The 22,964-nt window shown below is 61.2% G+C and carries 23 protein-coding genes; 5 read left to right on the top strand and 18 right to left on the bottom strand.

Annotation, left to right across the window (positions count from 1 at the left end):
• Nucleotides 1-44 precede the first annotated feature (44 nt).
• The 3 genes from AC0JZ4_RS12820 to AC0JZ4_RS12810 form a co-directional block, all read right to left on the bottom strand.
• Entirely contained in the window at nucleotides 45-923 is an 879-nt protein-coding gene (locus AC0JZ4_RS12820) for a 50S ribosomal protein L11 methyltransferase (protein WP_471886755.1), read from the bottom strand.
• A gap of 86 nt (nucleotides 924-1,009) precedes the next feature.
• Entirely contained in the window at nucleotides 1,010-1,609 is a 600-nt protein-coding gene (locus AC0JZ4_RS12815) for an SCO family protein (protein WP_471886754.1), read from the bottom strand.
• A gap of 90 nt (nucleotides 1,610-1,699) precedes the next feature.
• Nucleotides 1,700-1,858 (bottom strand): hypothetical protein, encoded by a 159-nt coding sequence (locus AC0JZ4_RS12810; protein WP_471886753.1) that lies wholly within the window; start codon nucleotides 1,856-1,858, stop codon nucleotides 1,700-1,702.
• Nucleotides 1,859-2,045: 187 nt separating this feature from the next.
• Between AC0JZ4_RS12810 and AC0JZ4_RS12805 the strand changes: the two genes are divergently transcribed.
• Nucleotides 2,046-2,513 carry a chemotaxis protein CheW gene (locus AC0JZ4_RS12805; RefSeq protein WP_471886752.1) on the top strand — a complete coding sequence of 156 codons (468 nt, stop codon included), beginning with the start codon at nucleotides 2,046-2,048 and terminating at the stop codon, nucleotides 2,511-2,513.
• A 274-nt stretch (nucleotides 2,514-2,787) separates the two neighbouring features.
• Entirely contained in the window at nucleotides 2,788-3,117 is a 330-nt protein-coding gene (locus AC0JZ4_RS12800; protein ID WP_471886751.1) for a hypothetical protein, read from the top strand.
• A gap of 106 nt (nucleotides 3,118-3,223) precedes the next feature.
• On the opposite strand, the gene AC0JZ4_RS12795 is transcribed toward AC0JZ4_RS12800, so the two are convergent.
• Together AC0JZ4_RS12795 and AC0JZ4_RS12790 are read right to left on the bottom strand one after the other, a co-directional pair.
• Nucleotides 3,224-3,721: a CreA family protein gene (locus tag AC0JZ4_RS12795; RefSeq protein ID WP_471886750.1), complete on the bottom strand. Its 498-nt coding sequence runs from the start codon at nucleotides 3,719-3,721 to the stop codon at nucleotides 3,224-3,226.
• A 91-nt stretch (nucleotides 3,722-3,812) separates the two neighbouring features.
• Nucleotides 3,813-4,403, bottom strand: a complete 591-nt coding sequence (locus AC0JZ4_RS12790) for a 3'-5' exonuclease (protein WP_471886749.1) — start codon at nucleotides 4,401-4,403, stop codon at nucleotides 3,813-3,815.
• A gap of 277 nt (nucleotides 4,404-4,680) precedes the next feature.
• Between AC0JZ4_RS12790 and AC0JZ4_RS12785 the strand changes: the two genes are divergently transcribed.
• Nucleotides 4,681-5,220 (top strand): GNAT family N-acetyltransferase, encoded by a 540-nt coding sequence (locus AC0JZ4_RS12785; protein WP_471886748.1) that lies wholly within the window; start codon nucleotides 4,681-4,683, stop codon nucleotides 5,218-5,220.
• A 3-nt stretch (nucleotides 5,221-5,223) separates the two neighbouring features.
• On the opposite strand, the gene ligA is transcribed toward AC0JZ4_RS12785, so the two are convergent.
• On the bottom strand, nucleotides 5,224-7,392 hold the full coding sequence (gene ligA, locus AC0JZ4_RS12780) for an NAD-dependent DNA ligase LigA (RefSeq protein WP_471886747.1): 2,169 nt from the start codon (nucleotides 7,390-7,392) through the stop codon (nucleotides 5,224-5,226).
• Nucleotides 7,393-7,599: 207 nt separating this feature from the next.
• Here ligA and AC0JZ4_RS12775 point away from each other — a divergent pair, with 207 nt between their 5' ends.
• Nucleotides 7,600-8,169 (top strand): cytochrome b, encoded by a 570-nt coding sequence (locus AC0JZ4_RS12775; protein WP_471886746.1) that lies wholly within the window; start codon nucleotides 7,600-7,602, stop codon nucleotides 8,167-8,169.
• 24 nt (nucleotides 8,170-8,193) lie between these two features.
• On the opposite strand, the gene recN is transcribed toward AC0JZ4_RS12775, so the two are convergent.
• From recN to AC0JZ4_RS12740, 7 genes are all read right to left on the bottom strand, one after another.
• Nucleotides 8,194-9,867 carry a DNA repair protein RecN gene (recN, locus tag AC0JZ4_RS12770; RefSeq protein ID WP_471886745.1) on the bottom strand — a complete coding sequence of 558 codons (1,674 nt, stop codon included), beginning with the start codon at nucleotides 9,865-9,867 and terminating at the stop codon, nucleotides 8,194-8,196.
• Nucleotides 9,868-9,921: 54 nt separating this feature from the next.
• Entirely contained in the window at nucleotides 9,922-10,788 is an 867-nt protein-coding gene (locus AC0JZ4_RS12765; RefSeq protein ID WP_471886744.1) for an outer membrane protein assembly factor BamD, read from the bottom strand.
• Nucleotides 10,789-10,992: 204 nt separating this feature from the next.
• Nucleotides 10,993-11,952, bottom strand: coding sequence for a UDP-3-O-acyl-N-acetylglucosamine deacetylase (lpxC, locus tag AC0JZ4_RS12760; RefSeq protein WP_471886743.1), 960 nt, complete (start codon nucleotides 11,950-11,952; stop codon nucleotides 10,993-10,995).
• 317 nt (nucleotides 11,953-12,269) lie between these two features.
• Nucleotides 12,270-14,003: a cell division protein FtsZ gene (ftsZ, locus tag AC0JZ4_RS12755; RefSeq protein ID WP_471886742.1), complete on the bottom strand. Its 1,734-nt coding sequence runs from the start codon at nucleotides 14,001-14,003 to the stop codon at nucleotides 12,270-12,272.
• Between the two features lie 85 nt (nucleotides 14,004-14,088).
• A complete protein-coding gene (ftsA, locus tag AC0JZ4_RS12750) occupies nucleotides 14,089-15,420 on the bottom strand; it encodes a cell division protein FtsA (protein WP_471886741.1) in 1,332 nt (443 codons plus the stop codon).
• The gene (locus AC0JZ4_RS12745) at nucleotides 15,417-16,322 is read right to left on the bottom strand and encodes a cell division protein FtsQ/DivIB (protein WP_471887881.1); all 906 of its coding nucleotides are present in this window, start codon (nucleotides 16,320-16,322) and stop codon (nucleotides 15,417-15,419) included. The genes ftsA and AC0JZ4_RS12745 overlap by 4 nt, the downstream gene beginning before the upstream one ends.
• A gap of 8 nt (nucleotides 16,323-16,330) precedes the next feature.
• Nucleotides 16,331-17,257: a D-alanine--D-alanine ligase gene (locus AC0JZ4_RS12740; RefSeq protein ID WP_471886740.1), complete on the bottom strand. Its 927-nt coding sequence runs from the start codon at nucleotides 17,255-17,257 to the stop codon at nucleotides 16,331-16,333.
• A gap of 384 nt (nucleotides 17,258-17,641) precedes the next feature.
• Between AC0JZ4_RS12740 and AC0JZ4_RS12735 the strand changes: the two genes are divergently transcribed.
• Nucleotides 17,642-18,946, top strand: a complete 1,305-nt coding sequence (locus AC0JZ4_RS12735) for an MFS transporter (RefSeq protein WP_471886739.1) — start codon at nucleotides 17,642-17,644, stop codon at nucleotides 18,944-18,946.
• A gap of 79 nt (nucleotides 18,947-19,025) precedes the next feature.
• Here AC0JZ4_RS12735 and AC0JZ4_RS12730 read toward each other — a convergent pair whose 3' ends face one another.
• The 5 genes from AC0JZ4_RS12730 to murG are packed head-to-tail and all read right to left on the bottom strand — an operon-like array spanning nucleotide 19,026 to nucleotide 22,945.
• On the bottom strand, nucleotides 19,026-19,151 hold the full coding sequence (locus AC0JZ4_RS12730) for a hypothetical protein (RefSeq protein WP_471886738.1): 126 nt from the start codon (nucleotides 19,149-19,151) through the stop codon (nucleotides 19,026-19,028).
• On the bottom strand, nucleotides 19,148-19,417 hold the full coding sequence (locus AC0JZ4_RS12725) for a hypothetical protein (RefSeq protein ID WP_471886737.1): 270 nt from the start codon (nucleotides 19,415-19,417) through the stop codon (nucleotides 19,148-19,150). The genes AC0JZ4_RS12730 and AC0JZ4_RS12725 overlap by 4 nt, the downstream gene beginning before the upstream one ends.
• A 2-nt stretch (nucleotides 19,418-19,419) precedes the next feature.
• The gene (gene murB / locus AC0JZ4_RS12720) at nucleotides 19,420-20,394 is read right to left on the bottom strand and encodes a UDP-N-acetylmuramate dehydrogenase (protein ID WP_471886736.1); all 975 of its coding nucleotides are present in this window, start codon (nucleotides 20,392-20,394) and stop codon (nucleotides 19,420-19,422) included.
• 2 nt (nucleotides 20,395-20,396) lie between these two features.
• On the bottom strand, nucleotides 20,397-21,806 hold the full coding sequence (gene murC / locus AC0JZ4_RS12715; RefSeq protein WP_471886735.1) for a UDP-N-acetylmuramate--L-alanine ligase: 1,410 nt from the start codon (nucleotides 21,804-21,806) through the stop codon (nucleotides 20,397-20,399).
• The gene (murG, locus tag AC0JZ4_RS12710; protein WP_471886734.1) at nucleotides 21,803-22,945 is read right to left on the bottom strand and encodes an undecaprenyldiphospho-muramoylpentapeptide beta-N-acetylglucosaminyltransferase; all 1,143 of its coding nucleotides are present in this window, start codon (nucleotides 22,943-22,945) and stop codon (nucleotides 21,803-21,805) included. The genes murC and murG overlap by 4 nt, the downstream gene beginning before the upstream one ends.
• Between the last annotated feature and the right edge of the window lie 19 nt (nucleotides 22,946-22,964).

The following is a 22,964-nucleotide window of genomic DNA, read 5'->3' as shown; positions in this document are numbered from 1 at the left end:
CAACACGCCGCTATGCGCTTGTTGCAAGTGTGCAGCTCATCGAATCAGCCATTCGTCAGGTGCATCGTCACCCATCCGTTGCGCCAGATCGTCGACAGGTGACGCATGCCCGCATCCTTGTAGGCGGCGATCACTTTCCAGCGCTGTTCGGCAAGAATGCCCGACAGGATGACCGAGCCGCCGGGCGTCAGGTGGTTGCCCAGGTCCGGCGCCATCATCATCAGCGGCTTGGCAAGAATATTGGCGATGATCAGGTCGAACGGACCTTCATCGCGAAACACCTGGGAATCGAAGCCCGGCGCGGTTTCCACCCTGATGCCGGAAGCAACGCCGTTGCGCTCGACATTTTCCCGCGCCACATCGACGGCGACAGGATCGATATCGGTCGCAAGCACGGGGATGTCCTTCAGCTTGCGCACGGCAATTGCCAGAACGCCGCTGCCGGTGCCCAGATCGAGCGCATTGCGCACCACGCGCCCGTGCAGCACCTTTTCGATGACTTCGAGGCAACCCGCCGTCGTGCCGTGGTGGCCGGTACCGAACGCCTGTCCGGCATCGATCTCGATGGCGATATCGTTCTCGCGCACCTTGTCGCGGTCATGCGAGCCGTGAACGATGAACCGCCCTGCCCTGACCGGCTTCAGGCCTTCCAGCGACTTGGCAATCCAGTCTACATCGGGAATGATCTCTCGCTTGATCTCGAGTTCGGCAAACGGCCCGACAAGTGCTGCGGCAACGCGCTCGCGCACCATGTCCTCGTCGGCGAGCATCATGTAGACCGAGGCTTCCCAGATATTGCGCTTCTCGTCCACCTCGGTGGTGGCGATGGCAAAATCCTCCTCACCGAAGACGTCCGAGAGGATATCGAGGACTTCGGGTGCCGTCTGTTCGGTCACGGTTACATAGAGGCGGATTTCGCTCACGGGCTTTTCTCTCTTATCGGTTGTTGCCGGGAGCATTGCCACAGAAGGCCGCCACCGTTCAACCGATAAGAGGGGTTAGCCCCCAATCAGCCGCCGATCAGGTTGGCCAGCTTCTTCTCCGCCGTCTCGGCATTCTCGCCATAGGCAATCGTGCCGGCAAACCGGCCGCCATCGTCGAGCAGAAAGACCGATGCCGTATGGTCCATCGTGTACTCGCCGTCAGGATCGGCCTCGTCGACCGGCACCTTTTTGGAATAGACCTTGAAGCCCTTGACCATGGCGTTCACCGCCGCCGGATCGCCGGAAATGCCCCTGATGCGAGCGCTGACATTGGAGACATACTGGCCGAGCAGCTCAGGCGTATCCCGTTCAGGATCGACGCTGACGAGAAAGGCATTCAGCTTCGTACCGTCGGGATCGACCTTCTCCATCCAGCCATTCAGCTCGAAAAGCGTCGTCGGACACACTTCCGGGCAATGCGTAAAGCCGAAGAAGACGGCAGTCGGCTTGTCTCGAAACGCCTGTTCGGTGATCGGCTGGCCATCTTGGGCGACAAGCGTGAACGGCACGCCGAACGGTCCTTCCGCCATCGTCTGTTTCTGCTCGGTAATTTCAAGCGTCAGCCAGACAAGCACGCCGGCAAGCGCAAACGCCGCGACCCAAAGAATAATCCGAAGGCTTTTCATGTTCGCGTCTCTAACCCCATCGAAGCAGTCGCATAGTGGATAGACGCATACGCCGGCCGATGCAATTCAACACAGAGCCCGTGACAGGACTCAGAAGCACCAGGAAAGAGCGCTTTCTCCGGCGGAAAGAACAATGGCCGAGCCGTATCTGATCCAGCCCCAGAAGCCCAGCATCGATAGAGCCGCGGCCAGCAGGCCGAAGATCAGCATGAGAGGCAGGCCCGACTTGAGATCTGACGCGAAGTTCATGGTGATGATCTACCGCAAATCATTCGCCCTGAACAGCGCGACCGGGAAGACTTCGGCAGATACGCCTTCACCTTGGCGGCCGGGTGATTCACCTGTTTTTCACTTCTCCACGGCAAAGATGATCCAGACGCGATTCTTGATGCCCGCAGATCGTCGGGCTTTTTCAGACCAACGGAAGAATTTTGACATGAGCAATGCGATAAAGCAGTCCGGCGCCTATCTCGAGATTGTCTCGTTTCACCTGGGCGACCAGGAGTTCTGCATCGACATCATGGCGATCCGCGAAATCCGCGGCTGGGCGCCGGTAACTCCGATGCCGCACACACCGCCCTACGTGCTGGGCCTCATCAACCTGCGCGGCGCGGTGATCCCTGTCATCGACATGGCCTGCCGCCTCGGCATGAAGATGACCGAACCGTCCGAGCGTTCAGCGATCATCGTCACCGATATCGCTGGCAAGCTTGTCGGCCTGCTTGTCGAGCAGGTTTCCGACATGATGACCATCCGCTCCGAGGACCTGCAGCCGGCGCCGGAAATCATCCCGGAAGCCCAGCGCGACTTCTGCCGCGGCATTGTCGCGCTGGAGAAGACCATGGTCTGCTTCCTCAATCTCGACACCGTGATCGCCGAGGAACTGCAGCGCGAAGCCGCCTGATCCTGGCAAACATGCCTTTCGACAGACACCCGCCGGGGCGACCCGGCGGGTGTTTTCGTTTGCCTGTCACAAAGCCTCACAACCATGTGCCGCACAGGCTTGTGATGGAACTCTAAATAATTGCAAAATAACGATTTTTTCTTGGAACGCTTTGGCCGTTACGCGGATTATCCAGCCGTCCACTGAGACACGATGCAGCCGGATATTTTGACCGGGTGACTGGAACAGTCCGGCAGCGATCGACACCACTTAAAGAAACGCAAGGAGCATTATGATGAAAAAGATTATCGCACTTACCGCCATGATTTCGGCCACCACTTTCGCAGCCGGCGCCTATGCTCAGGATCTCGGCACGGATACGTCCACGTCTTCGACGCCGGGTGTGACGATCGTCGACATCAATGCCGACCCGAGCACCGGTAACGGCAGCCGCGCACCGGCGACCATTACCGATCCGACCACCGACGTCATCCAGAGCGCTCAGGCGGAGGCCACCTCCGACCCGATGATCCTGGCATCGCTGGAAGAGCAGAATGTTGACCCGCAGAACGTGCTCAACATCCAGACCGCGCTCAACGGCGGCAAGATCGTCTACTACCGATAAGATCGGATCAAGACCATGAAAGAGCCGGGCCTTTAACAGGCCCGGCTCTTTCGTTTCCGATCGGAACACGCGTGTCCCTCGAGACGCTCAATCCGTCAGCGGCTAATCATGGCTTGCCGTTGGCCCAGGTCACCTGCTGGCCGTAAAGCGGTACGGTGGAGATCGCCATCTTGGCCGATCCTTCCACGACTTGGCGCGAATGGGCGAGATAGATCAGCGTGTCATTGGTCTTGTCATAGATCCGCTTGACCAGCAGGTCTTTCCAGATCAGCGACCGTCCCTGCCGAAACACTTCCTCGCCCCCCTTGTCCAGCTCGATATCGCCGATCTCGACCGGCCCGGTCTGGCGGCAGGCGATCGAGCTGTTGGACGGGTCTTCGAACCAGTTGCCGTTGCGCAGCCGGTCGATGACGCTGCGGTCGAAATAGGTCACATGGCAGGTCACGCCCTTGACCTGCGGATCCGGCACGGCCTCGACGATGATATCGTTACCGATCCAGTCCACCCCGACCTCTCCGACCACCTGCGCCCATGCGGGTATGGTGAGGGAGACCGCGGTTGCGGTGAAAGCAAGAAGGGCAAGACGGCGGCGAAAGGCGGGCATGGCAATTATCTCCGGTCAACGATGCGTGAAGAGAGATAAGGCTTGCGGCCTTAACTGCAAGACAGCGAGCGGAGAACGCGCGACAGGCGCGCTATAGCTTGCGCATCGTGCAGGCATCATAGCCACCGGCATAGAGGCGACCGGCCTTCATGCCGATCGCGGCCGGTATATCGCAGACATCCGCAAGCTTGAGCGAACGCGCAATCGCGATCGAGGCCTGCGCGCAGATCGCCGCATCCTCTGCCGCATTGTGATGCAGGAAAGACAGGCCCATATGCCGTGCCAGCACGTTGAGCTTGTGCGACATCAGTTGTGGCCATACCCGCTGCGCCATCTTGACGCTGCACATATAGGTAAGCTCGGGATAGGCTTGGCGGTACTGGTCTGAGCAGGCGCGCCAGACGCTGAAATCGAAGGCGGCATTGTGGGCAATCATCGTCGCCCCGGCAAAATCATCGGCGAACTCGTCCATCACTTCGGGAAACTCGCCGGCGTCCTCCACCTGTTCGGGGCGAATGCCGTGAATGCCGATATTGAAGGAGGAAAAGCGCATGTCCTTCGGCCGGATCAATCGCTCCTCGACCCGCACCACACGCCCGTCCTCGATCCACGCAAGCCCAACCGAACAGGCGCTGCCGCGTTGCTCGTTGGCGGTTTCGAAGTCGATGGCAATGGTTTTCAAGGCGGCTTCCGGGTCACATTTATTCCCGCCCTTTTAGGCTGGAGTATACGATTCTGCAAAGACCGCCAGATTTTGCAGCTTGACCTTACTGTGCATTTAACCCCCAATATCGCCATGATCAACCGCGCCGCCCTTACCCATGTGACCATGACCATCCGCCCTGCAGGGCGCGTGGCGGGTTTGGCGCGTTAGCCGATCATCCGACCACCACCCTGCCGAATAAAGGCAGGGATGGTGCGATACCCTCTCTGCCTCGGCTTAAATCCCAGGAGAGAACATGAATTCCCGAAATGCAAATGACGCCGAGCCGCCCATAGCGCCGCGGCTGCAAGGATATGAGCTGCGCGCCTCGACGCCCGCGGACGCTGAGCAACTGACAGCCATCGCCAATATGCCCGGTGTGCGAAATGGGACCTTGCGACTGCCCTTCCAGACCATTGCCGAGACGCGGCAACGGCTGGAAAGCCTGAATGGCGGCGCAAAGGAAATCGTCGCCGACCTTGATGGCCGCATCATCGGCAGCATCTTCATCGGCCCCATGCAGGGACGGCGCCGACACGTTGCGACACTCGGAATGGGCGTCCACGACGAGTTCGTTGGCCGCGGTGTCGGCTCCGCATTGATGGATGCCGTGATTGATCTGGCGGACAACTGGCTCGACCTGCGCCGGATCGAACTGACCGTATTCGTCGACAACGAAAGCGCAATCCGCCTCTACGGCCGCAAAGGTTTCGTCACCGAAGGGCGCTTCGCTGCATTCGCCCTGCGCGATGGTCTCTATGTCGATGCCTTCACCATGGCGCGGCTGAGAACGTGATTCTCACCCGCCGATAAACACCAGCCATTCGTCTTCCGTCATCACCTCGACGCCGAGTTCCCTGGCCTTGTCGAGCTTGGAGCCGGCGCCGGGGCCGGCGACCACGTAGTCGGTTTTCTTGGAGACGGAGCCTGCCACCTTGGCGCCGAGGCTTTCGGCCCGCGCCTTGGCCTCGTCACGGGTAAAGCGCTCCAGCGAGCCGGTGAACACGACCGTCTTGCCGGCGACAGGGCTGTCGGACGCGGCCACCTGCTCGGCCGCCTGCGGCGTGACCTCCTTGAGCAGGCGTCCGATGACCTCGGTATTGCGCGGCTCCTTGAAGAACTCGACGATGGCGCGCGCGACGATTTCGCCGATGCCTTCGATATTGTTGAGATCTGCCCACGCATCACCGGTCAGTGACGAGGCGTCCTGCATGGCCGCTTCCAGGGCCTCATAGGTTCCGTAATGGCGGGCGAGCAGCTTTGCGGTCGTCTCGCCGACATGGCGGATGCCGAGCGCATAGATGAACCGGTTGAGCGCGATCGAGCGGCGCTCGTCGATGGCATCGAAGAGTTTTCTGACGCTGACCTTGCCGAAGCCATCGATGTTTTCCAGCTTCACCAGCGACGAGGTTTCCTGCCGCGCCTTCAGGGTAAAAATATCAGGCGCGGTACGGATCTGCAGCGAAGCATCCTCGGCCTCGAAAAAGAAGTCCACCTGCTTGGTGCCGAAGCCTTCGATATCGAACGCGTTGCGCGAGACGAAATGCTTCAGGTGCTCGGTCGCCTGTGCGCGGCAGACGAAACCGCCCGTGCAGCGGGTGACGGAGTCGAGCTTGCCGGTCTTTTCGTTCTTTTCCCGCACCGCATGGCTGCCGCAGACAGGGCACTTCGTCGGAAACGCATACTTCGGCAAGTCCTCTGCCGGACGCTTCTCCATCACAACATCGAGCACCTGCGGGATGACATCCCCCGCCCGCTGCACGATAACCGTGTCGCCGATGCGAATATCGTGGCCTTCTTCGCGGATGCGCTCGCCGGAATTGCCGATCCCCTCGATATAGTCGGCATTGTGCAGCGTCGCATTGGTGACGACGACACCGCCCACCGTGATCGGGGTGAGACGCGCAACCGGCGTCAGCGCGCCGGTGCGGCCAACCTGGATGTCGATATTCTCGACAGTCGTGAACGCCTGCTCGGCCGGGAATTTATGCGCCGTCGCCCAGCGTGGCGAGCGCGAGCGAAACCCGAGCCGCGCCTGCAGGTCCAGCCGGTCGACCTTGTAGACGACACCATCGATATCGTAGTCGAGATCTGGCCGCGCGAGACCGATCTCATGGTAATGCGCCAGAATGTCTTCCACCGATGTCAGCCGCTTCATCAGCGGATTGACCGGAAAACCCCAGTCCTTGAAGGTCTGCACCATCTCGAACTGCGTCTTCGGCAATGCGTTCGGCTCCGACATCTCGCCCCAGGCATAGGCGAAGAATTTCAGCTTTCGGCTTTCCGTCACTTTGGCGTCGAGCTGGCGCAGCGAGCCTGCGGCAGTGTTGCGCGGGTTGACGTAGAGCTGCTTGCCCTGCGCCTCCATTTCGGCGTTGAGCGCCAGAAAGTCGCTCTTGGCCATATAGACCTCGCCGCGCACCTCGACGACGCCAGGAACGCCCTTCGGCAGGCGCTGCGGGATCTCTCTGATCGTCTTCAAATTGGCAGTCACGTTCTCGCCCGTCGTTCCGTCGCCACGCGTCGCGGCATTGACGAGAATGCCGTTCTCGTAGCGGATCGACATCGACAACCCGTCGATCTTCGGCTCAGCCGTGAAGGCGATCGAATTGTCCGGCAACTGCCCGAGAAACCGATAGACGGAATTGACGAAATCGCGCACGTCCTCGTCCGAAAACGTGTTGTCGAGCGAAAGCATCGGGCGCGAATGGGTGATCTGCGCAAAAGTGGCGAGCGGTGCGGCACCGACCGAGATTGACGGGCTGTCGGCACGGATCAGCTGCGGAAAGCGTTCCTCGATCGCGGCATTGCGGCGCTTCAGCGCGTCATAATCGGCATCGGAAATCTCCGGCGCATCCTTGGCATGATAAAGCTCGTCGTGATGCGCGAGTTCGCGCGCCAGCCGCTCCAGCTCCAGAACCGCCGTCTGCTCGGTAAGTGTCTCGATCGGGGTCAAATCGGCGGCCATGCGGGAATCTCCATCTTCAACCGCTTTTCTAGTGCAAACGCTCCGGAATGGAAGGCGCGTCGAAACCAACGTCCCGAAACTTCATGCCGATTATCGCATCATGCGTGTGGAAGCACGGCATCGCCCGCTGGACGTCATGCGTCCCGCCATCGTAATACCTGCGCCCAACAATCATCTTAACGCATGAATGCCGTCGGGAGAGTGAACATGGCGAACGACTGGAAAGACGACGGGCTTCGCTATGGCCTCATCTCGCGCGCCTTTCACTGGAGCATGGCCTTCGTCATCTGTTGGCAGTTTTCCGGCATGGTCATCGGCGCACTGTTCGGTCGCTCAGGCTTGACCGATCTGCTGAACAGCACCCATGGCGAACTCGGCGTCGTCATCCTCGTTCTGACACCCCTTCGCGCACTCTGGGGCTTCTACAACCTCAAGGATCGCCCGCCGCAGGCAAAGGGTCTTCTCGGCCTCGCAGCCCGCGCCGGCCACGGCGTTCTCTATCTGCTGATGCTCGTCATCCCGGCCATGGCGCTGGTTCGCGCGGCCGGTTCCGAATGGGGGCTTGCTCTATTCGGCCAGCAGCTCGTTGCGCGCGGCGGCGAAAACATCGGCTGGATGGTCGCCCCCGCCAATCTCCTGCATGGCACGCTCGCCTGGACGCTTCTCGCACTGGTCTGCGGACATATCGCCATGGTCGTCATCCACCGCCTCGTCTGGAAGGACAATCTCCTGTCGCGCATGGCCGGACGCTCCCGGAAACTCCAGGCAGCGGAATAGGCAGGCAGGAGATGAGGCTGCGCCTCAGCCGTTGTCCGACAATAGGGCAGCAGCGGCAGCCCTCGCCTCGTCGGTCACGGAAGCACCCGAAAGCATGCGGGCGATTTCCTCGGCCCGGTGCTCCGGCGCCATGGTCGCCACGCGTGTCGCAATCTTCTCGGATCCATCCGCAGCCGGCCCCTTGGAGATCAGCAGATGCGTCGCCGCCCGCGCCGCCACCTGCGGTGCATGGGTGACGGAAAGGACCTGCACGGTCTTTGACAATCGCTTCAGCCGCTGGCCGATGGCATCGGCCACCGCGCCGCCCACACCGGTATCGATTTCATCGAAGACAAGTGTCGGCGCCGAGCCACGGTCGGCAAGCGCCACTTTCAGCGCAAGCAGGAAGCGCGAAAGCTCGCCACCGGAGGCGACCTTCATGATCGGCCCCGGACGCGTGCCCGGATTGGTCTGCACATGGAATTCGACGGTATCGATCCCCTCGGCGGTTGCCCCTTCCGCATCGGCCGTCACCTCGACCATGAAGCGCGCGCGTTCCAGCTTCAGCGCCGGCAGCTCCGCCATCACGGCGGCAGCAAGCGCGTCCGACCCGGTCTTGCGCTTCGCAGAAAGTGCCGCGGCAGCGCGGTCGAACGCGTCCTTGGCGGCGAAGGCCACCTTCTCCAGCTCGCCCAGCCTCTCCTCACCCGCATCGAGATCGGCGAGATCGGCGACCATCTTCTCGGCGAGCGCCGGCAGATCGACGACGGCGACGGAATACTTGCGGCCGGCCGCGCGCAGGGCGAAAAGTCGTTCCTCGACCCGCTCAAGCTCGCGCGGATCGAATTCGGTACGCCGAAGCGCGGCCTCGACTTCCATCTGCGCACTGGACAGATGGTTGAGCGCCTGGTCGAGCAGCTCGACCGTCTCTTCCAGAAGTCCCGGCGCTTCATGGCTCTTGCGCTCCAGCCGACGCACCATCGAGGCGATCATCGGCACGGGAGACGCATTGCCGTTCAGGAATTCGGATGCCTCGGCAATATCGCCGGCAATCCGCTCCGACTTCTGCATCTTCGACCGCTGCTCGGCCAGTTCGTCCTCTTCGCCGTCACGCGGCGAAAGCGCCTCCAATTCCTCGACGGAGGCGCGGATGTAGTCGGCTTCGCGGGCGGCAGCCTCCACCTTGGCGCGATGCGCCTTGAAGGCGCGCTCGGCATCCTTCCATGTGCGGTAAAGCCCCGACACCTGCAAAACTTCGTCCGAGAGGCCCGCAAAGGCATCGAGCAGCGTGCGATGCGCATTCGTGTCGATCAGCGCCCGGTCGTCATGCTGGCCATGAATTTCGACGAGAACCTGGCCGATCTGGCGCATCAGCTGGACGCTGACAGGCTGGTCGTTGATCGACGCACGCGTGCGTCCATCGGCAGACTGGATGCGGCGGAAAATCAGGTCGCCGTCGTCGTCCAGACCATTGTCGCGCAAAAGCTTTCGTGCAGAGTGAGTACCCGGCACGTCGAACACGGCCGTGACCTGCCCCTTGTCCTCGCCGTGGCGCACAAGGCCGCCATCGCCGCGCCCGCCGAGCGCCAGCGAAAGGCTGTCGAGAAGAATCGATTTACCGGCACCGGTCTCGCCGGTCAGCACCGAAAGCCCGGCCTCGAATCCGAGATCCAGCCGTTCGATCAAAACGATATCGCGGATCGACAACTGGATCAGCATAGGACCTCGTCAACGCCCCTTGCTCGAGGCCCCTTATTCGAGAATGTCGGCGCCTCAGGCGCCGATAAGCCGTGCACCGGCGCGCGAAATCCACGAGCCACGGTTTTCGCGCGGCTCTACGCCGCCCGATTGCAGGAGCTTGTAGCTGTCGCCATACCACTGGCTGTCGGGATAGTTACGGCCAAGCACGGCGGCAGCCGTCTGCGCTTCTTCGACGATACCCATGGCATAGTAGGTCTCGGTCAGGCGGGCGAGTGCCTCTTCCACCTGGTTGGTGTTGGAATACTGCTCGACGACGACGCGAAAGCGCTGGATCGCGGCCAGATATTCCTTGCGTTCGAGATAATAGCGTCCGACCTGCATTTCCTTGCCGGCCAGCTGGTCGCGGGCGAAGCGGATCTTGGCCTGTGCGTCCTCGACATATTCCGAATCGGGATAATCGGTGACGACCTTCTGCATCGCCTCGATCGTGCGCTGCGCCGGGCGCTGGTCCTGCGTCACGTCGGCGATCTGCTTGGAATAGCTCAAGCCGACCAGATACTGGACGTAAGCCGAATCCTGGCTGCGCGGATACTGGTCGAGATAGCGGTTGCCGGAGGCGATCGCATCGTCGTTGCGGCCCATGCGCTGCTTGGTGAACGTGCTCATCACCAGCGCCTTGCGGCCCCATTCGGTAAACGGATTCTGCTTTTCGATCGCGTCGAACTTGCGGCCCGCTTCGGCCATGTTGCCGGCCTTGATGTTGGCCAGGCCCTGATTGTAGAGCATCTCGGGCGATTCGGTCTCGAAGCCGAGCTTGGTAATGTCGATGTCCTTGTCGGACTGGCACGAAGCCACCCCAAGTCCGGTTCCGATAAGCGCAATCGACAGGACGCCGATCCTGGTCAACCTACGCATTCCTACAGACTTTACATCAGCCATCCGACAGTCCCTGATCGTCCCCGTGTAAAACTACCCGTGCTTAAGCGGCGTACTAGCCATAAAAGCAAGGTCAGGGCAACGCAATGGTTTGGCATTAATGCATTTTTGTGGCGGTGATCGACGCCAAGTGCCTAATTGCAAAGAAAAAGGCCGCTTCGGTGAGGAAGCGGCCCGCCTTGATCATGATCGATCACATCGATTTGCTCAGGCAAACCACGGAGCGCATTCGCTGATGCTGACCGGCACGAATTCGCCGGCGCGAACGCGCGTCGCGACGGAGGACGGTGCCTCGACGACTTCATAGGCGCTCGGATCGCTGAGCAGCGCCTTGAGCGCATTCGCATTCATCTTGTGGCCACCGCGATAGGAGCGGTAGCAGCCGATGAACTGTGCGCCGGCAAGCGCCAGGTCGCCAACCGCATCGAGCGTCTTGTGGCGAACGAATTCGTCCTTGGCGTAACGCAGGCCTTCGACGTTGACCACCGTCTCGTCGTCGGAGATGACGACCGAGTTCTCCAGCGAAGAACCGAGCGCATAGCCGGCAGCCCAGAGACGCTCGACATCGCGCATGAAGCCGAAGGTGCGGGCGCGCGACAATTCAGCCTTGAAGCTGGCAGCCGTCAGGTCACCCTTCCAGCTCTGGCGGCCGATCAGCGCCGACGGGAAGTCGATTTCCACTTCAAAGCGCGTACCGTCATAGGGGCGGAATTCCGACCACGATGCGCCGGCTTCGATGCGAACAGGCTTCACGACGCGGATGTAGCGGCGCTTGATACCGAGATTGACGGTTCCGACCTGTTCGATCGCGTCGATGAACGGATAGGAGCTGCCGTCCATGATCGGCATTTCCGCGCCGTCGACCTCGACGATAACGTTGTCGATGCCCATGGCATAGAGTGCGGCCATGACATGCTCGATCGTCGCAACCCACTTGGCCGGCGAGACGCCGAGCACGGTGCACAGGTCCGTCGGACCGACCTGCGAGGAGATCGCGCGGTATTCGACGGTGGAGCCATCTGCGAGATTTCGGCTGAACACGATGCCGGTACCGGCTTCGGCCGGCTGGAACGTGATCGATACGGGCGCTCCAGAATGAACACCGATGCCGCTCAACGAAACCGGAGCAGCGATCGTTGCCTGAAACCCGAGCAATCCAATTGTCATTACGTACGCCTTCTCAATTCCTTGTCGGCACCGCCTTTCGCGGGCCGTGTGTGGAACCATCGAGTCAGATTGCCCCACCTTCATTTGCCGTTCTAAATACGCATGCCGACAGCGCTTCTCAAATCACTGTTCGTTTCGCATTGTTACGGTTTCCTGACAGCAGCAATAAGCATCTTTCCACATCGGATTTGATCCATGCGGAGCCTATCAAGGCATTGACGCATAACGGCCATTTCCGAATCGTCCGTAAACGGAAAATGCAAAGAGGCCCGGATGCCATGATCCGGGCCTCTTCAACTTCGTTATACGCCGTTAACTCAGTTAGACTGGCGGCGCAGGAAAGCCGGAATTTCCAGCTGGTCGTCTTCGTGATGCGAAGCCTGCGGGGCAGAACGGCCGTGGTCGTCGAGAGTGCCGCGACGCGGAGCGTAGAGGCTTGCTTCCGGCGACAGCGGACGGCGCTGCTGCGGAGCCGGAGCCGAAGAGGTCATGTCGGAATGGACCTGCTCTTCTTCGTCGCGGCGGCCAAGCGAGCTGGTGATGCGCTTCAGAAGACCCATCGGCCCGCGTTCTTCCTGAACGTGGCTGACCGGCTGCGAGCGGTGATCCATCTCGGCCTTTACCACCGGCGGAAAGTCCTCGACCTTCGGCATGCGGACAGGTTCCATGACGTGTTCATGATGAACCGGCTGCGCCATGCGCGGTGCAGGCTGAGCCATGACCGGAGCCGGTGCAGGCTGATGCTGCTGAACCGGTGCCGGCTGGACCGGACGGCTGGCAACCGGAGCCGGCATGTCGGCCGGCGGGGCTGCGAAGATACGGCTCTGCGGGCGGAATTCCTGCTGCGGCTGCACTGCCGGCTGCGGAGCCGGAGCGACAGGTGTCGGGATGGCGAGCATCTGTTCCATCTCGGCTTCAGCCTGACGGATGGTATCGGCGATCGGATCGGCAGCCTTCGGTGCCTGGGGGGCCTGCATCATGACAGGCTGCTGTGCGGCCGGCGCCGGAGCAACGGCCGCGGAAGGACGGATAATCGGCTTCTGCGCAGCGCGCATTTCAGCCGCACGCAGGTCGATATCGCCATGGGCGCGATCGATGCCGGTCGCGACGACGGAGACGCGGATCAGGCCTTCGAGCGCTTCGTCGAAGGTAGCGCCGAGGATGATGTTGGCGTCCGGATCGACTTCTTCGCGGATGCGGGTCGCGGCTTCGTCGACTTCGAACAGCGTCAGGTCGCGACCGCCGGTGATCGAGATCAACAGGCCCTGTGCGCCCTTCATCGAGGTTTCGTCGAGCAGCGGGTTGGCGATAGCGGCCTCGGCCGCCTGCAGCGCACGGCCAGAACCGGAAGCTTCACCGGTACCCATCATTGCACGGCCCATCTCGCGCATGACCGAGCGAACGTCGGCGAAGTCGAGGTTGATCAGGCCTTCCTTGACCATCAGGTCGGTAATGCAGGCAACGCCCGAGTACAGAACCTGGTCGGCCATCGCGAATGCGTCGGCGAACGTGGTCTTGTCATTGGCAATGCGGAACAGGTTCTGGTTCGGGATGACGATCAGCGTGTCGACCGACTTCTGCAGTTCCTGGATGCCCTCTTCGGCGAGGCGCATGCGGCGGCCGCCTTCGAAGTGGAACGGCTTGGTGACGACGCCGACGGTCAGAATACCCTTGTTGCGGGCAGCCTGTGCGACGACCGGAGCAGCACCGGTACCCGTGCCGCCGCCCATGCCGGCGGTGACGAAGCACATGTGGGTGCCGTTCAGGTGGTCGATGATCTCATCGAGGCACTCTTCGGCGGCCGCACGGCCGACTTCCGGCTGCGAACCTGCGCCGAGACCTTCGGTGACCTGCACACCCATCTGGATGATACGCTCGGCCTTGGTCATGGTCAGCGCCTGGGCGTCGGTATTGGCAACGACGAAATCGACGCCTTCGAGCCCGGCAGTGATCATGTTGTTGACGGCGTTGCCGCCACCACCGCCGACGCCGAATACGGTGATCCGAGGCTTCAGCTCGGTAATATCAGGCTTGTCCAGCTTGATCGTCATTGCATTCTTCCTTCTTCTCCTGGCCGCATCGCCGAGCTGGCCAATTCATTTACAACCCGATTTGACGAGAGAGGGTGCCTTCCCGTCAAAAACTCTCTTTCAGCCACTGGCCAACGCGAGCCAGTCTGCCGTTTCCGTTGCCGAGCGAGGCCATCAGCCCGCCCTGCGAAGCGTGTGTCTCCATGTCTGCGACCTGCGGATAGATGATCAATCCGACGGCGGTGGAGAAAGCCGGCCCCTTGGCGGCGGTCGGCAGACCGGACACGCCCATGGGGCGGCCGATGCGAACATTGCGCGCCAGGATCCGGCGGGCGGTCTCTGGCAGGCCGGTCAGCTGGCTGGCGCCGCCCGTCAGGACGACACGCTTGCCGACGATCGGGCTGAAGCCGGATTTCTGGATCCGGTCGCGGATCAATTCCAGCGTCTCTTCGATGCGGGCATTGACGATCCGGGTAACGAGCGAGCGCGGCACGTTGGTCGGCTGATCGCGATCATCCTCGCCGATCGGCGGGACCGAAATCACGTCACGCTCATCCGCGCCGTTCGCCAGCGAAGACCCGTGCACGACCTTCATCCGCTCGGCATCCTCGATGCGGGTGGACAGACCGCGGGCAAGATCGGTCGTCACATGATGACCGCCCAGACCGATCGCATCGGTATGCACAAGCTTGCCTTCGCAGAAAACCGAGATCGTCGTCGTTCCGCCGCCCATGTCGATCGCCGCACAGCCGAGTTCCACTTCGTCATCGACGAGGGCAGCAAGGCCGCTGGCATAAGGCGTCGCGACGATGCCTTCGACGGACAGATGCGCGCGGTTGACGCAGAGCTCGAGGTTCTTGAGCGCAACACGTTCCGCCGTCACGACATGCATGTCGACACCGAGTTCGTCGCCATACATGGACAACGGATCACGGATACCGCGCTCGCCGTCCAGCGAGAAGCCGGTCGGCAGCGAATGCAGGATGGAGCGGTCCTGGCGTTGCGATTGCTGGCTCGCTGCAATCAGAACCTTGCGCAGGTCGGCATTCTCGACTTCCTGGCCGCCGAGATCGATCGCGGCCGTGTAGACGTCACTGGCCAGACGGCCGGCGGAGATGTTGACGATCAGACTGTCTACGGTCAGCCCCGCCATACGCTCGGCCGCATCGACCGCCAGACGCACGACACTTTCCGCTGCATCGAGATCGGCGATCACGCCGGACTTCACGCCGCGCGACCGCTGGTGACCGATACCGATCACCTCGATGTGGTGAGTGCGGCCCGGCAGGATCTGGCTTTCCTGACGCGGTGTCAGGCGGGCGATCATGCAGACGACCTTGGTCGATCCGATATCGAGAACCGACACGACATGGCTGCGCTTCGACTGCGGAGACTTCATCCGCGGAAGACCGAAATTGGAGGAACCGAAGACGCTCACGAACGCTCCTCCGCCTTCTTGATTGCCTTCGTACGAGCCTCGAGCGCATCTTCGCGACGCTCCACCGCAGCCGAGGTCAGCTGGATGGTGGTGCGGTCACCAAGACGAAGATCGATGGACGCAATGTCACGCTCCATCACACTCTGTTCCTTTTCCATGCGATCGAGCAGGGCGATTGCCCGCGGGATGTTGTTTTCCGGCAGCTTGACGACGACACCGTTGTCTAGATGCAGGTCCCAGCGGCGGCTGGAGACACGCACATACGCGCGAACACGGCTCGAAATCCCCGGCCAGTTATTCATTTCCTCGGCGAAATCTGCGGCCGCTGTTTCCGCATCGCGACCGACGAACAACGGCAGGGCGGCAAACTTGTTGTCCTTCAGCGGCGCGATGACCGAACCGTTCTTCTCGATCAGCGACAGTTCCGAACCATGCTGCCAGATCGCGAAGGCGACACGCTCCTTGAGCATGACCTCGATTGTGCGCGGATAGACCTTGCGCACTTCCGCATACTGGACCCAGGGCAGTTCGGACAGCTTGCGACGTGCCGTATCGATATCGAGCGCAACGAGAGACGTCGTGCCGTCGAGGCCGAGAAGCTGAAGGATATCGATTTCCGAGGTCTGCTCGTTGCCGGACACACGAACATCCTCGATCGCGAAGCCGATCGAGGCGGTCGTGGCCTGGGCGACATCATAGCCATGACCGCCGATCGACATGCCGTAGAGCCCGACGGCTGCAAAGAGGCCGAACGTCGAGAACGTGCCGGTGTGGCGCGGAATATCGATGCGGCCGGTCGCGAGGCTGACGGCGAAGCGAACGACGCGACGCAACGGCCGCGGCAGTACGCGACGCTCGTCGGCAACCGCTGCGTCGGAAACGCCACGCCGCACAGCCATCATCTTGTTATTCACCGCAGGCACGAAGCATCCTCCACCATCCACCGAACAAGCTCGCCGAAGGAATAACCGGCATGAGCAGCCATTTCGGGCACGAGAGATGTAGGGGTCATGCCGGGCTGGGTGTTGACCTCCAGCCAGATGATTTCACCCTCTTCGCTGAAGCGGTCATCGAAACGGAAGTCCGAACGACTCACGCCACGGCAGCCGATGGCTTCGTGCGCCTTGACCGCCAACTCTTGTATTTTTTGGTAAATATTCGGTGAAATTTGCGCCGGAATGACATGCTTGGAGCCACCCTCGACGTATTTCGCATCGTAATCGTAAAAGCCCGGACCGGTGGTGACGACTTCGGTCACCCCCATGGCCTTGCCGCCCATCACGCCGCATGTCAACTCGCGCCCATGCACATAGCGCTCCACCATGACGAGATCGCCATAGCGCCATTCTGCGGACGTCAGGATCTGCGGCGGATGCGACTGATCCTCGGAGACGATCACCACGCCGAACGACGAACCTTCGCGAACCGGCTTCACGACATAAGGCGCCGGCATCGGATGCGTGGAAGGAAAGTCGTGGCGGTCCATGACGAGCGCATCGGCGACCGGCACACCGGCGGCAGCCGCAACGAGCTTTGCCTGCCCCTTGTCCATGGCAAGCGCCGACGCAAGCACGCCGGAGCCCGTATAGGGAATTTCGAGATACTCGAGAATTCCCTGCACCTTGCCATCCTCACCGAAAGGTCCGTGCAAGGCATTGAAGGCGACATCGGGACGAAGATCGGAAAGCACGGATGCGACGTCACGCGCCACATCGACGCGGGTCACGCGATAACCTTCCGCTTCCAGCGCGCTCGCGCACGCTGAACCGGACGACAGGCTGACAGGCCGCTCGGAGGAAAAACCTCCCATCAAAACAGCCACGTGCTTGCCACTCATCCACCACTCCTTGAAAAATACCCTAATCTTGAGGAGCTGCGCTTGCGCCAACCTTGCGCCTCGCGACTCTCCTCAAGCCGTTCCGCAATTAGTGTCGCAAAATAGTTAATAAATCGTTTACTTTGCTTAACGAGATGCGCCACAGCATTGATAGTAAAGGGTTTTTTGAATAACAGAATGGTTAATGCGCCGCGTGATCCCGGAGCAATATGGCACGACGGTGACAACCAAGGTGCAGGCGTGCGGCAACGCCATATGATTCCCCCAACCGGCGATCTTTTTTGCACTTATTGCGGCGCGAAGGGTTTTCGTATTCACAAAATTGCGATACTGCCCTTCGCGGCACTCCCAAGAGCCTCAGAATTTTTTTGAACTGGAATCAGTATGACAAACGCGACGCAGTCCGCTTCGCCGTCTGCTGAGCCGTTAGCGCCTGTTGCAACGAACTCTCCTGCACAAGTCCTGACGGCCAGCGTGGTCGGCACGACGATCGAATTCTTCGATTTCTATGTTTATGCAACGGCCGCCGTTCTGGTGTTCCCGACGCTGTTCTTCCCGGGCGCCGACCCGACCAGCGCGCTGCTTGCATCCTTTGCGACCTTCTCCATCGCCTTCTTCGCGCGCCCGCTCGGCGCCGTGGTCTTCGGCCATTACGGCGACCGCGTCGGCCGCAAGGCGACGCTTGTCGCAGCATTGCTGACCATGGGCGTATCGACCGTCATTATCGGCCTTCTGCCGACCTACGAGCAGATCGGCGTTCTCGCACCGCTGCTGCTGGCACTGTGCCGTTTCGGCCAGGGCTTCGGCTTGGGTGGAGAATGGGGCGGCGCGGTTCTGCTTGCTACCGAAAATGCGCCTCCCGGCAAGAAGAGCTGGTACGGCATGTTTCCGCAGCTCGGCGCACCGATCGGCCTTTTCCTGTCCTCCGGCGTATTCTGGGTTCTCCTGCATTTCATGCCGCAGGAAGCGCTGCTGAGCTGGGGCTGGCGCGTGCCGTTCATCGCCTCGATCGCGCTGATCGCCATCGGCCTGTGGGTTCGCCTGTCGATCACCGAGACCCCGGCGTTCCAGAAGGCCATCGACAGCCACGAGCGCGTCGAAGTGCCGGTCGCCGAGATTTTCCGCAACCACAAGCGCAGCCTTGTTCTCGGCACCTTCGTGGCACTCGCCACCTTCGTGCTCTTCTACATCGGCACCGCCTATCTTCTGTCCTACAACGTCAAGGTCCTGAAGATGCCGTTCCTCGATGCGCTGGAAGTACAGCTTCTCGGCTCCGTCGTCTTCGGTATCTTCATCGTCGTGATCGGCAAGCTTGCCGAGCGTTACGGTCGCCGTGAAATGCTTATCCTGACGACCCTGGTGATCGCAGCGTTCTCGTTCTTCGTGCCGTTCCTGATGACCAATGGCGAAGCCATGATCTTCCTGTTCGTCATTCTCGCGATGATCCCGATGGGCATGACCTACGGCCTGATCGGTACTGCACTTGCTGCCCCCTTCCCGGCCGCTGTCCGCTATACCGGCTCGTCGATCACCTTCAACATGGCCGGCATCTTCGGGGCTTCGCTGGCGCCCTACATCGCCACCTACCTGCAGGTGAACTACGGCATGACCTATGTCGGCTATTATCTTCTGGCAGCCGCCATGATCACGCTTCTCTGCATCTTCCTGTCCCGCAAGGGCGAAGTCTGAGCCAAGGCGGAATCAAACCGACAAAAAAGCCCGCGAAGCCATTGGCCTCGCGGGCTTTTCTTTGAATATCTTGCCGCTCTCAATCACCAGCATGAGGCCCCTGACCACGGCGCTGCTTCCATTTATCGTAGGCCATCCATCCCAATACGGCGGCAGAAATCATCAGCGGAAGAATGTAGAGATAAAAGGCAGCAGCGAAACTCATGGCTTCAACTTCCCCAGTGCGGACTGCGCCCCCAAATGTAATACGAATGCGGTCGAAATCCAAACGACGGTCGAGATAACGATTGAAACCGAAAGCCCCGAACTGAACCCGCTGTTGGAGATCGACGCCACCGGAGCGATAAACCCGGCCGCGACAGAAGCTGTAGAAAGCCTATCAAGGGCATTCGCTCTCAGCTTTGCCCGTTCGTTTTGGACGAGAACGATCGTTTGCTTCTCCCTTCCAAAATCGAACGGGTCTTCGCTCATCGCTACTCCGTCGTCGCCCCCTGGAACGGCTTCACCTCACGCCCCGGCATGAAGATACCGAGCCGCTTGATCTCCCATTCCAGCTTGATGCCGGAATCCTCGAACACGCGCTGGCGCACCATTTCGCCGAGATATTCGAGGTCGTAGCCGGTGGCATGACCGATATTGATCATGAAGTTGCAATGCAGCGACGACATCTGCGCGCCGCCGTTCATCAGCCCGCGGCAGCCGGCATCGTCGATCAGCTTCCAGGCCGAATGACCTTCGGGGTTCTTGAAGGTCGACCCCCCGGTCTTTTCCTTCACCGGCTGCACCGTCTCGCGGTGTTGGCGCACGGCATCCATTTCGGCACGGATCGTCGCCCGGTCCTCGGCATAGCCTTCAAAGATCGCATGCGTGAAGATCAGATCCTTCGACGCTGCCGAATGACGATAGCTGTAGCCCATGTCGGCCTTGGACAGCACATGCTGGTTGCCCTGCCGATCGACGGCGTGAACCTCGACGACACGCTCGGCCGTCTCGCCGCCATTGGCGCCGGCATTCATGCGCAGCGCACCGCCGATCGAGCCGGGGATGCCGTAGTAGAAGGCAAAGCCGCCGATGCCGTTATCCATCGCCATGGCGGCGATATGCTTGTCCGGGCAGATAGAGCCTGCCTTGATCAGATTTTCACCCTCGAGTTCGACCTGGCCGAAGCCCTTGGCCGAGAGGCGTACGACGACGCCCGGAATGCCGCCATCGCGCACGAGCAGGTTCGACCCGACGCCCACGACCGTCAGCGGCACCTCTTCCGGCAACAGCTTCAGGAAGGTGACGAGATCATCCGTGTCATGCGGCTGAAACATCAGCTCGGCCAGACCGCCGGCTTGAAACCACGTCACGCGCTCCATCGGCGCATCCGGCGTCAAACGCCCGCGCAGCTGGTTGACGCCCTCCCCGAGCGAGGCCAGCAGCTTTTCCCCATTTACCTGCTTCATTCTCAACGTCCTGCTATGCTCTGCAGCTCACCCGGCAAGGATGCCGCCCACTGCGTAATATTACCTGCACCCAGAAGAACCACGAAATCACCCGGTTTCGCAATGCCTGAAACGATGGGGGCCAGTTCGGCCGGCGACGCGATGTAGCGGGCATCGCGATGCCCGCCCGAACGAATGCGCGACACCAGCGTCTCCGAATCGATCCCCTCGATCGGATCTTCACCCGCCGCATAGACGGGAGCAAGAATGATGCTGTCCGCGTCATTGAAGCAGGTCGCAAAGTCTTCGAAAAGGCTGCCAAGGCGCGAAAAGCGATGCGGCTGATGCACCGCGATAATACGGCCCTTGCAGGCTTCCCGAGCAGCTCTGAGAACCGCCTTTATCTCGACAGGGTGATGGCCGTAGTCGTCGAACACCGAAACGTCGTTCCAGGTCCCCGTCAGGGTGAAGCGGCGCTTCACACCACCGAAAGCCGCCAGCCCCTTGCGGATATCCGCTTCGGAAATGCCCAGACGATTGGCGACGGCAATTGCCGCTGTTGCATTGGAAATATTATGTCGACCCGGCATCGGCAGGGTCAGGTCCTTGAAATTGAACACCCGTCCGGTACGGCGGCGACGAATTTCGACATCGAACGTCGCCTTGGTGCCGTCCATGCGAATGTTGGAGAAACGCGCATCGGCCTGCGGATTTTCGCCATAGGTCACGACCTTGCGGTCCTCGATCTTGCCGACCAGCGCCTGCACTTCCGGATGGTCGATGCACAGAACGCCGAAACCGTAGAAAGGCACGTTTTCGACGAACTGACGGAACGCCGCGCGAACCGCATCGAAATTGCCGTAATGATCCAGATGTTCCGGGTCGATATTGGTGACGACCGCCACTTCGGCCGGAAGCTTCAGGAAGGTGCCGTCGGATTCGTCGGCCTCGACCACCATCCACTCGCCCTCACCCATGCGGGCGTTGGTTCCGTAGGCATTGATGATGCCGCCATTGATGACGGTCGGATCGAGATTGCCGGCCTCCAGCAACGTCGCGACCATCGAGGTCGTCGTCGTTTTGCCATGCGTGCCGCCGATGGCGATCGCATTGCGGAAGCGCATCAGCTCGGCCAGCATTTCCGCACGACGCACGATCGGCAGCGATTTTTCACGCGCGGCGATCAGTTCCGGGTTAGTTTTCTTGATCGCGGTCGACACGACGACGACTTCGGCATCGCCAAGATTTTCCGCCTTGTGGCCGACGAATACCTCGATGCCCTTGTCACGCAGGCGCTGCACATTGGCGCTGTCCGACTGATCGGACCCCTGAACCTTGTGGCCGAGATTGTGCAGCACTTCGGCAATGCCGCTCATGCCGATGCCGCCGATGCCGATGAAATGTACGAGGCCGATGGCCTGGGGCATCTTCATGCCTGAACTCCACTCTTATTCTTATTGTTCTTGTATTCGGCGATTGAACGCTTTTCCGCAATAGCGATGACAAGATCCGCCAGGCTTTCGGTCGCCTGCGGCTTGCCCGCCTTCTTTGCAGCCGCAGCCGTCGCCTCCATCCGCTCCGGCTCGCTCATCGCGGAGGCAAGCATGGCGGAAAGCCGTTCCGGCGAAAGATCGGCCTGCGCCACCACCTCCGCCCCGCCTTCGGCGACCAGCGCCGCGGCATTCGCCGCCTGGTCGTGATCGAGCGCGTAAGGATAAGGCACGAGGATCGACGGGCGGCCGATCACCGAGATTTCCGACACGGTCGATGCGCCGGAGCGGCAGATGACCAGATGTGCTAAAGCCAGACGGTCGGCCATGTCGGTGAAGAACGGCGCGATATCGGCCGGCGCCTTGAGCTTGGCGAAACAGGACGTCACGCGATCACTATCTTCCGGCCGCGCCTGCTGGGTGACGACAAGTCGCTCACGCTGCGCGGGTTCGAGAAGGCTGATTGCGGTCGGAACAGCAGACGAAAAGAACTGTGCGCCCTGGCTGCCGCCGAAAACGACCAGCCTGAACGGCTCCTGCCCGCGCGAGGCAGCATAGGGAACGGCAGCCGCCTCAAGCACCGGCGGACGAACCGGATTGCCGGTCAGCACGATCTTTGCCGCATGCTCGCCGCGGCCTTCCGGCAGAAAACCGCCGGCGATCGCCTGCACGCGCTTGGCCAGCGCCTTGTTGGCACGACCCATGACGGCGTTCTGCTCATGGATCAGCGTCGAAATGCCGAGCCCGGTCGAGGCGAGAAGCGGCGGCACGGTCGGGTACCCGCCGAAACCGATCACCGCCAGCGGCCGCAACCGCACCATCAGCTTTCGGGCAACGCGCAGGCCCTTCCACAAGGTCAGCGCCGTCTTGGCCATCGCCACCGGGCTCTTCGAGGCGAAGGTGGCGGACGGCACGACATGGATTTCGTCGGCCGGAAACTTTCCGGCAAACCGCTCGGCGCGGCTATCCGTCACCAGATGCACCGAAAAGCCACGGCTCTTCAGCTCGTGGCCCAGCGCTTCTGCCGGAAACAGATGGCCTCCGGTTCCCCCGGCGGCAAGCACGATCACACCCTTGGTCATTCAATCACTCCGCCAAACT

The organism is [Rhizobium] kunmingense, from assembly GCF_977018605.1.
This window is presented reverse-complemented; position numbering and strand designations above follow the sequence as displayed.

What these genes read in the sequence shown, in the direction of transcription:
- AC0JZ4_RS12815 (WP_471886754.1), bottom strand. Translation starts at nt 1,609, where the DNA reads ATGAAAAGCCTTCGGATTATTCTTTGGGTCGCGGCGTTTGCGCTTGCC.
- AC0JZ4_RS12810 (WP_471886753.1), bottom strand. Translation starts at nt 1,858, where the DNA reads ATGAACTTCGCGTCAGATCTCAAGTCGGGCCTGCCTCTCATGCTGATC.
- AC0JZ4_RS12805 (WP_471886752.1), top strand. Translation starts at nt 2,046, where the DNA reads ATGAGCAATGCGATAAAGCAGTCCGGCGCCTATCTCGAGATTGTCTCG.
- AC0JZ4_RS12800 (WP_471886751.1), top strand. Translation starts at nt 2,788, where the DNA reads ATGAAAAAGATTATCGCACTTACCGCCATGATTTCGGCCACCACTTTC.
- AC0JZ4_RS12795 (WP_471886750.1), bottom strand. Translation starts at nt 3,721, where the DNA reads ATGCCCGCCTTTCGCCGCCGTCTTGCCCTTCTTGCTTTCACCGCAACC.
- AC0JZ4_RS12785 (WP_471886748.1), top strand. Translation starts at nt 4,681, where the DNA reads ATGAATTCCCGAAATGCAAATGACGCCGAGCCGCCCATAGCGCCGCGG.
- ligA (WP_471886747.1), bottom strand. Translation starts at nt 7,392, where the DNA reads ATGGCCGCCGATTTGACCCCGATCGAGACACTTACCGAGCAGACGGCG.
- AC0JZ4_RS12775 (WP_471886746.1), top strand. Translation starts at nt 7,600, where the DNA reads ATGGCGAACGACTGGAAAGACGACGGGCTTCGCTATGGCCTCATCTCG.
- recN (WP_471886745.1), bottom strand. Translation starts at nt 9,867, where the DNA reads ATGCTGATCCAGTTGTCGATCCGCGATATCGTTTTGATCGAACGGCTG.
- AC0JZ4_RS12765 (WP_471886744.1), bottom strand. Translation starts at nt 10,788, where the DNA reads ATGGCTGATGTAAAGTCTGTAGGAATGCGTAGGTTGACCAGGATCGGC.
- lpxC (WP_471886743.1), bottom strand. Translation starts at nt 11,952, where the DNA reads ATGACAATTGGATTGCTCGGGTTTCAGGCAACGATCGCTGCTCCGGTT.
- ftsZ (WP_471886742.1), bottom strand. Translation starts at nt 14,003, where the DNA reads ATGACGATCAAGCTGGACAAGCCTGATATTACCGAGCTGAAGCCTCGG.
- AC0JZ4_RS12745 (WP_471887881.1), bottom strand. Translation starts at nt 16,322, where the DNA reads ATGATGGCTGTGCGGCGTGGCGTTTCCGACGCAGCGGTTGCCGACGAG.
- AC0JZ4_RS12740 (WP_471886740.1), bottom strand. Translation starts at nt 17,257, where the DNA reads ATGAGTGGCAAGCACGTGGCTGTTTTGATGGGAGGTTTTTCCTCCGAG.
- AC0JZ4_RS12735 (WP_471886739.1), top strand. Translation starts at nt 17,642, where the DNA reads ATGACAAACGCGACGCAGTCCGCTTCGCCGTCTGCTGAGCCGTTAGCG.
- AC0JZ4_RS12730 (WP_471886738.1), bottom strand. Translation starts at nt 19,151, where the DNA reads ATGAGTTTCGCTGCTGCCTTTTATCTCTACATTCTTCCGCTGATGATT.
- AC0JZ4_RS12725 (WP_471886737.1), bottom strand. Translation starts at nt 19,417, where the DNA reads ATGAGCGAAGACCCGTTCGATTTTGGAAGGGAGAAGCAAACGATCGTT.
- murB (WP_471886736.1), bottom strand. Translation starts at nt 20,394, where the DNA reads ATGAAGCAGGTAAATGGGGAAAAGCTGCTGGCCTCGCTCGGGGAGGGC.
- murC (WP_471886735.1), bottom strand. Translation starts at nt 21,806, where the DNA reads ATGAAGATGCCCCAGGCCATCGGCCTCGTACATTTCATCGGCATCGGC.
- murG (WP_471886734.1), bottom strand. Translation starts at nt 22,945, where the DNA reads ATGACCAAGGGTGTGATCGTGCTTGCCGCCGGGGGAACCGGAGGCCAT.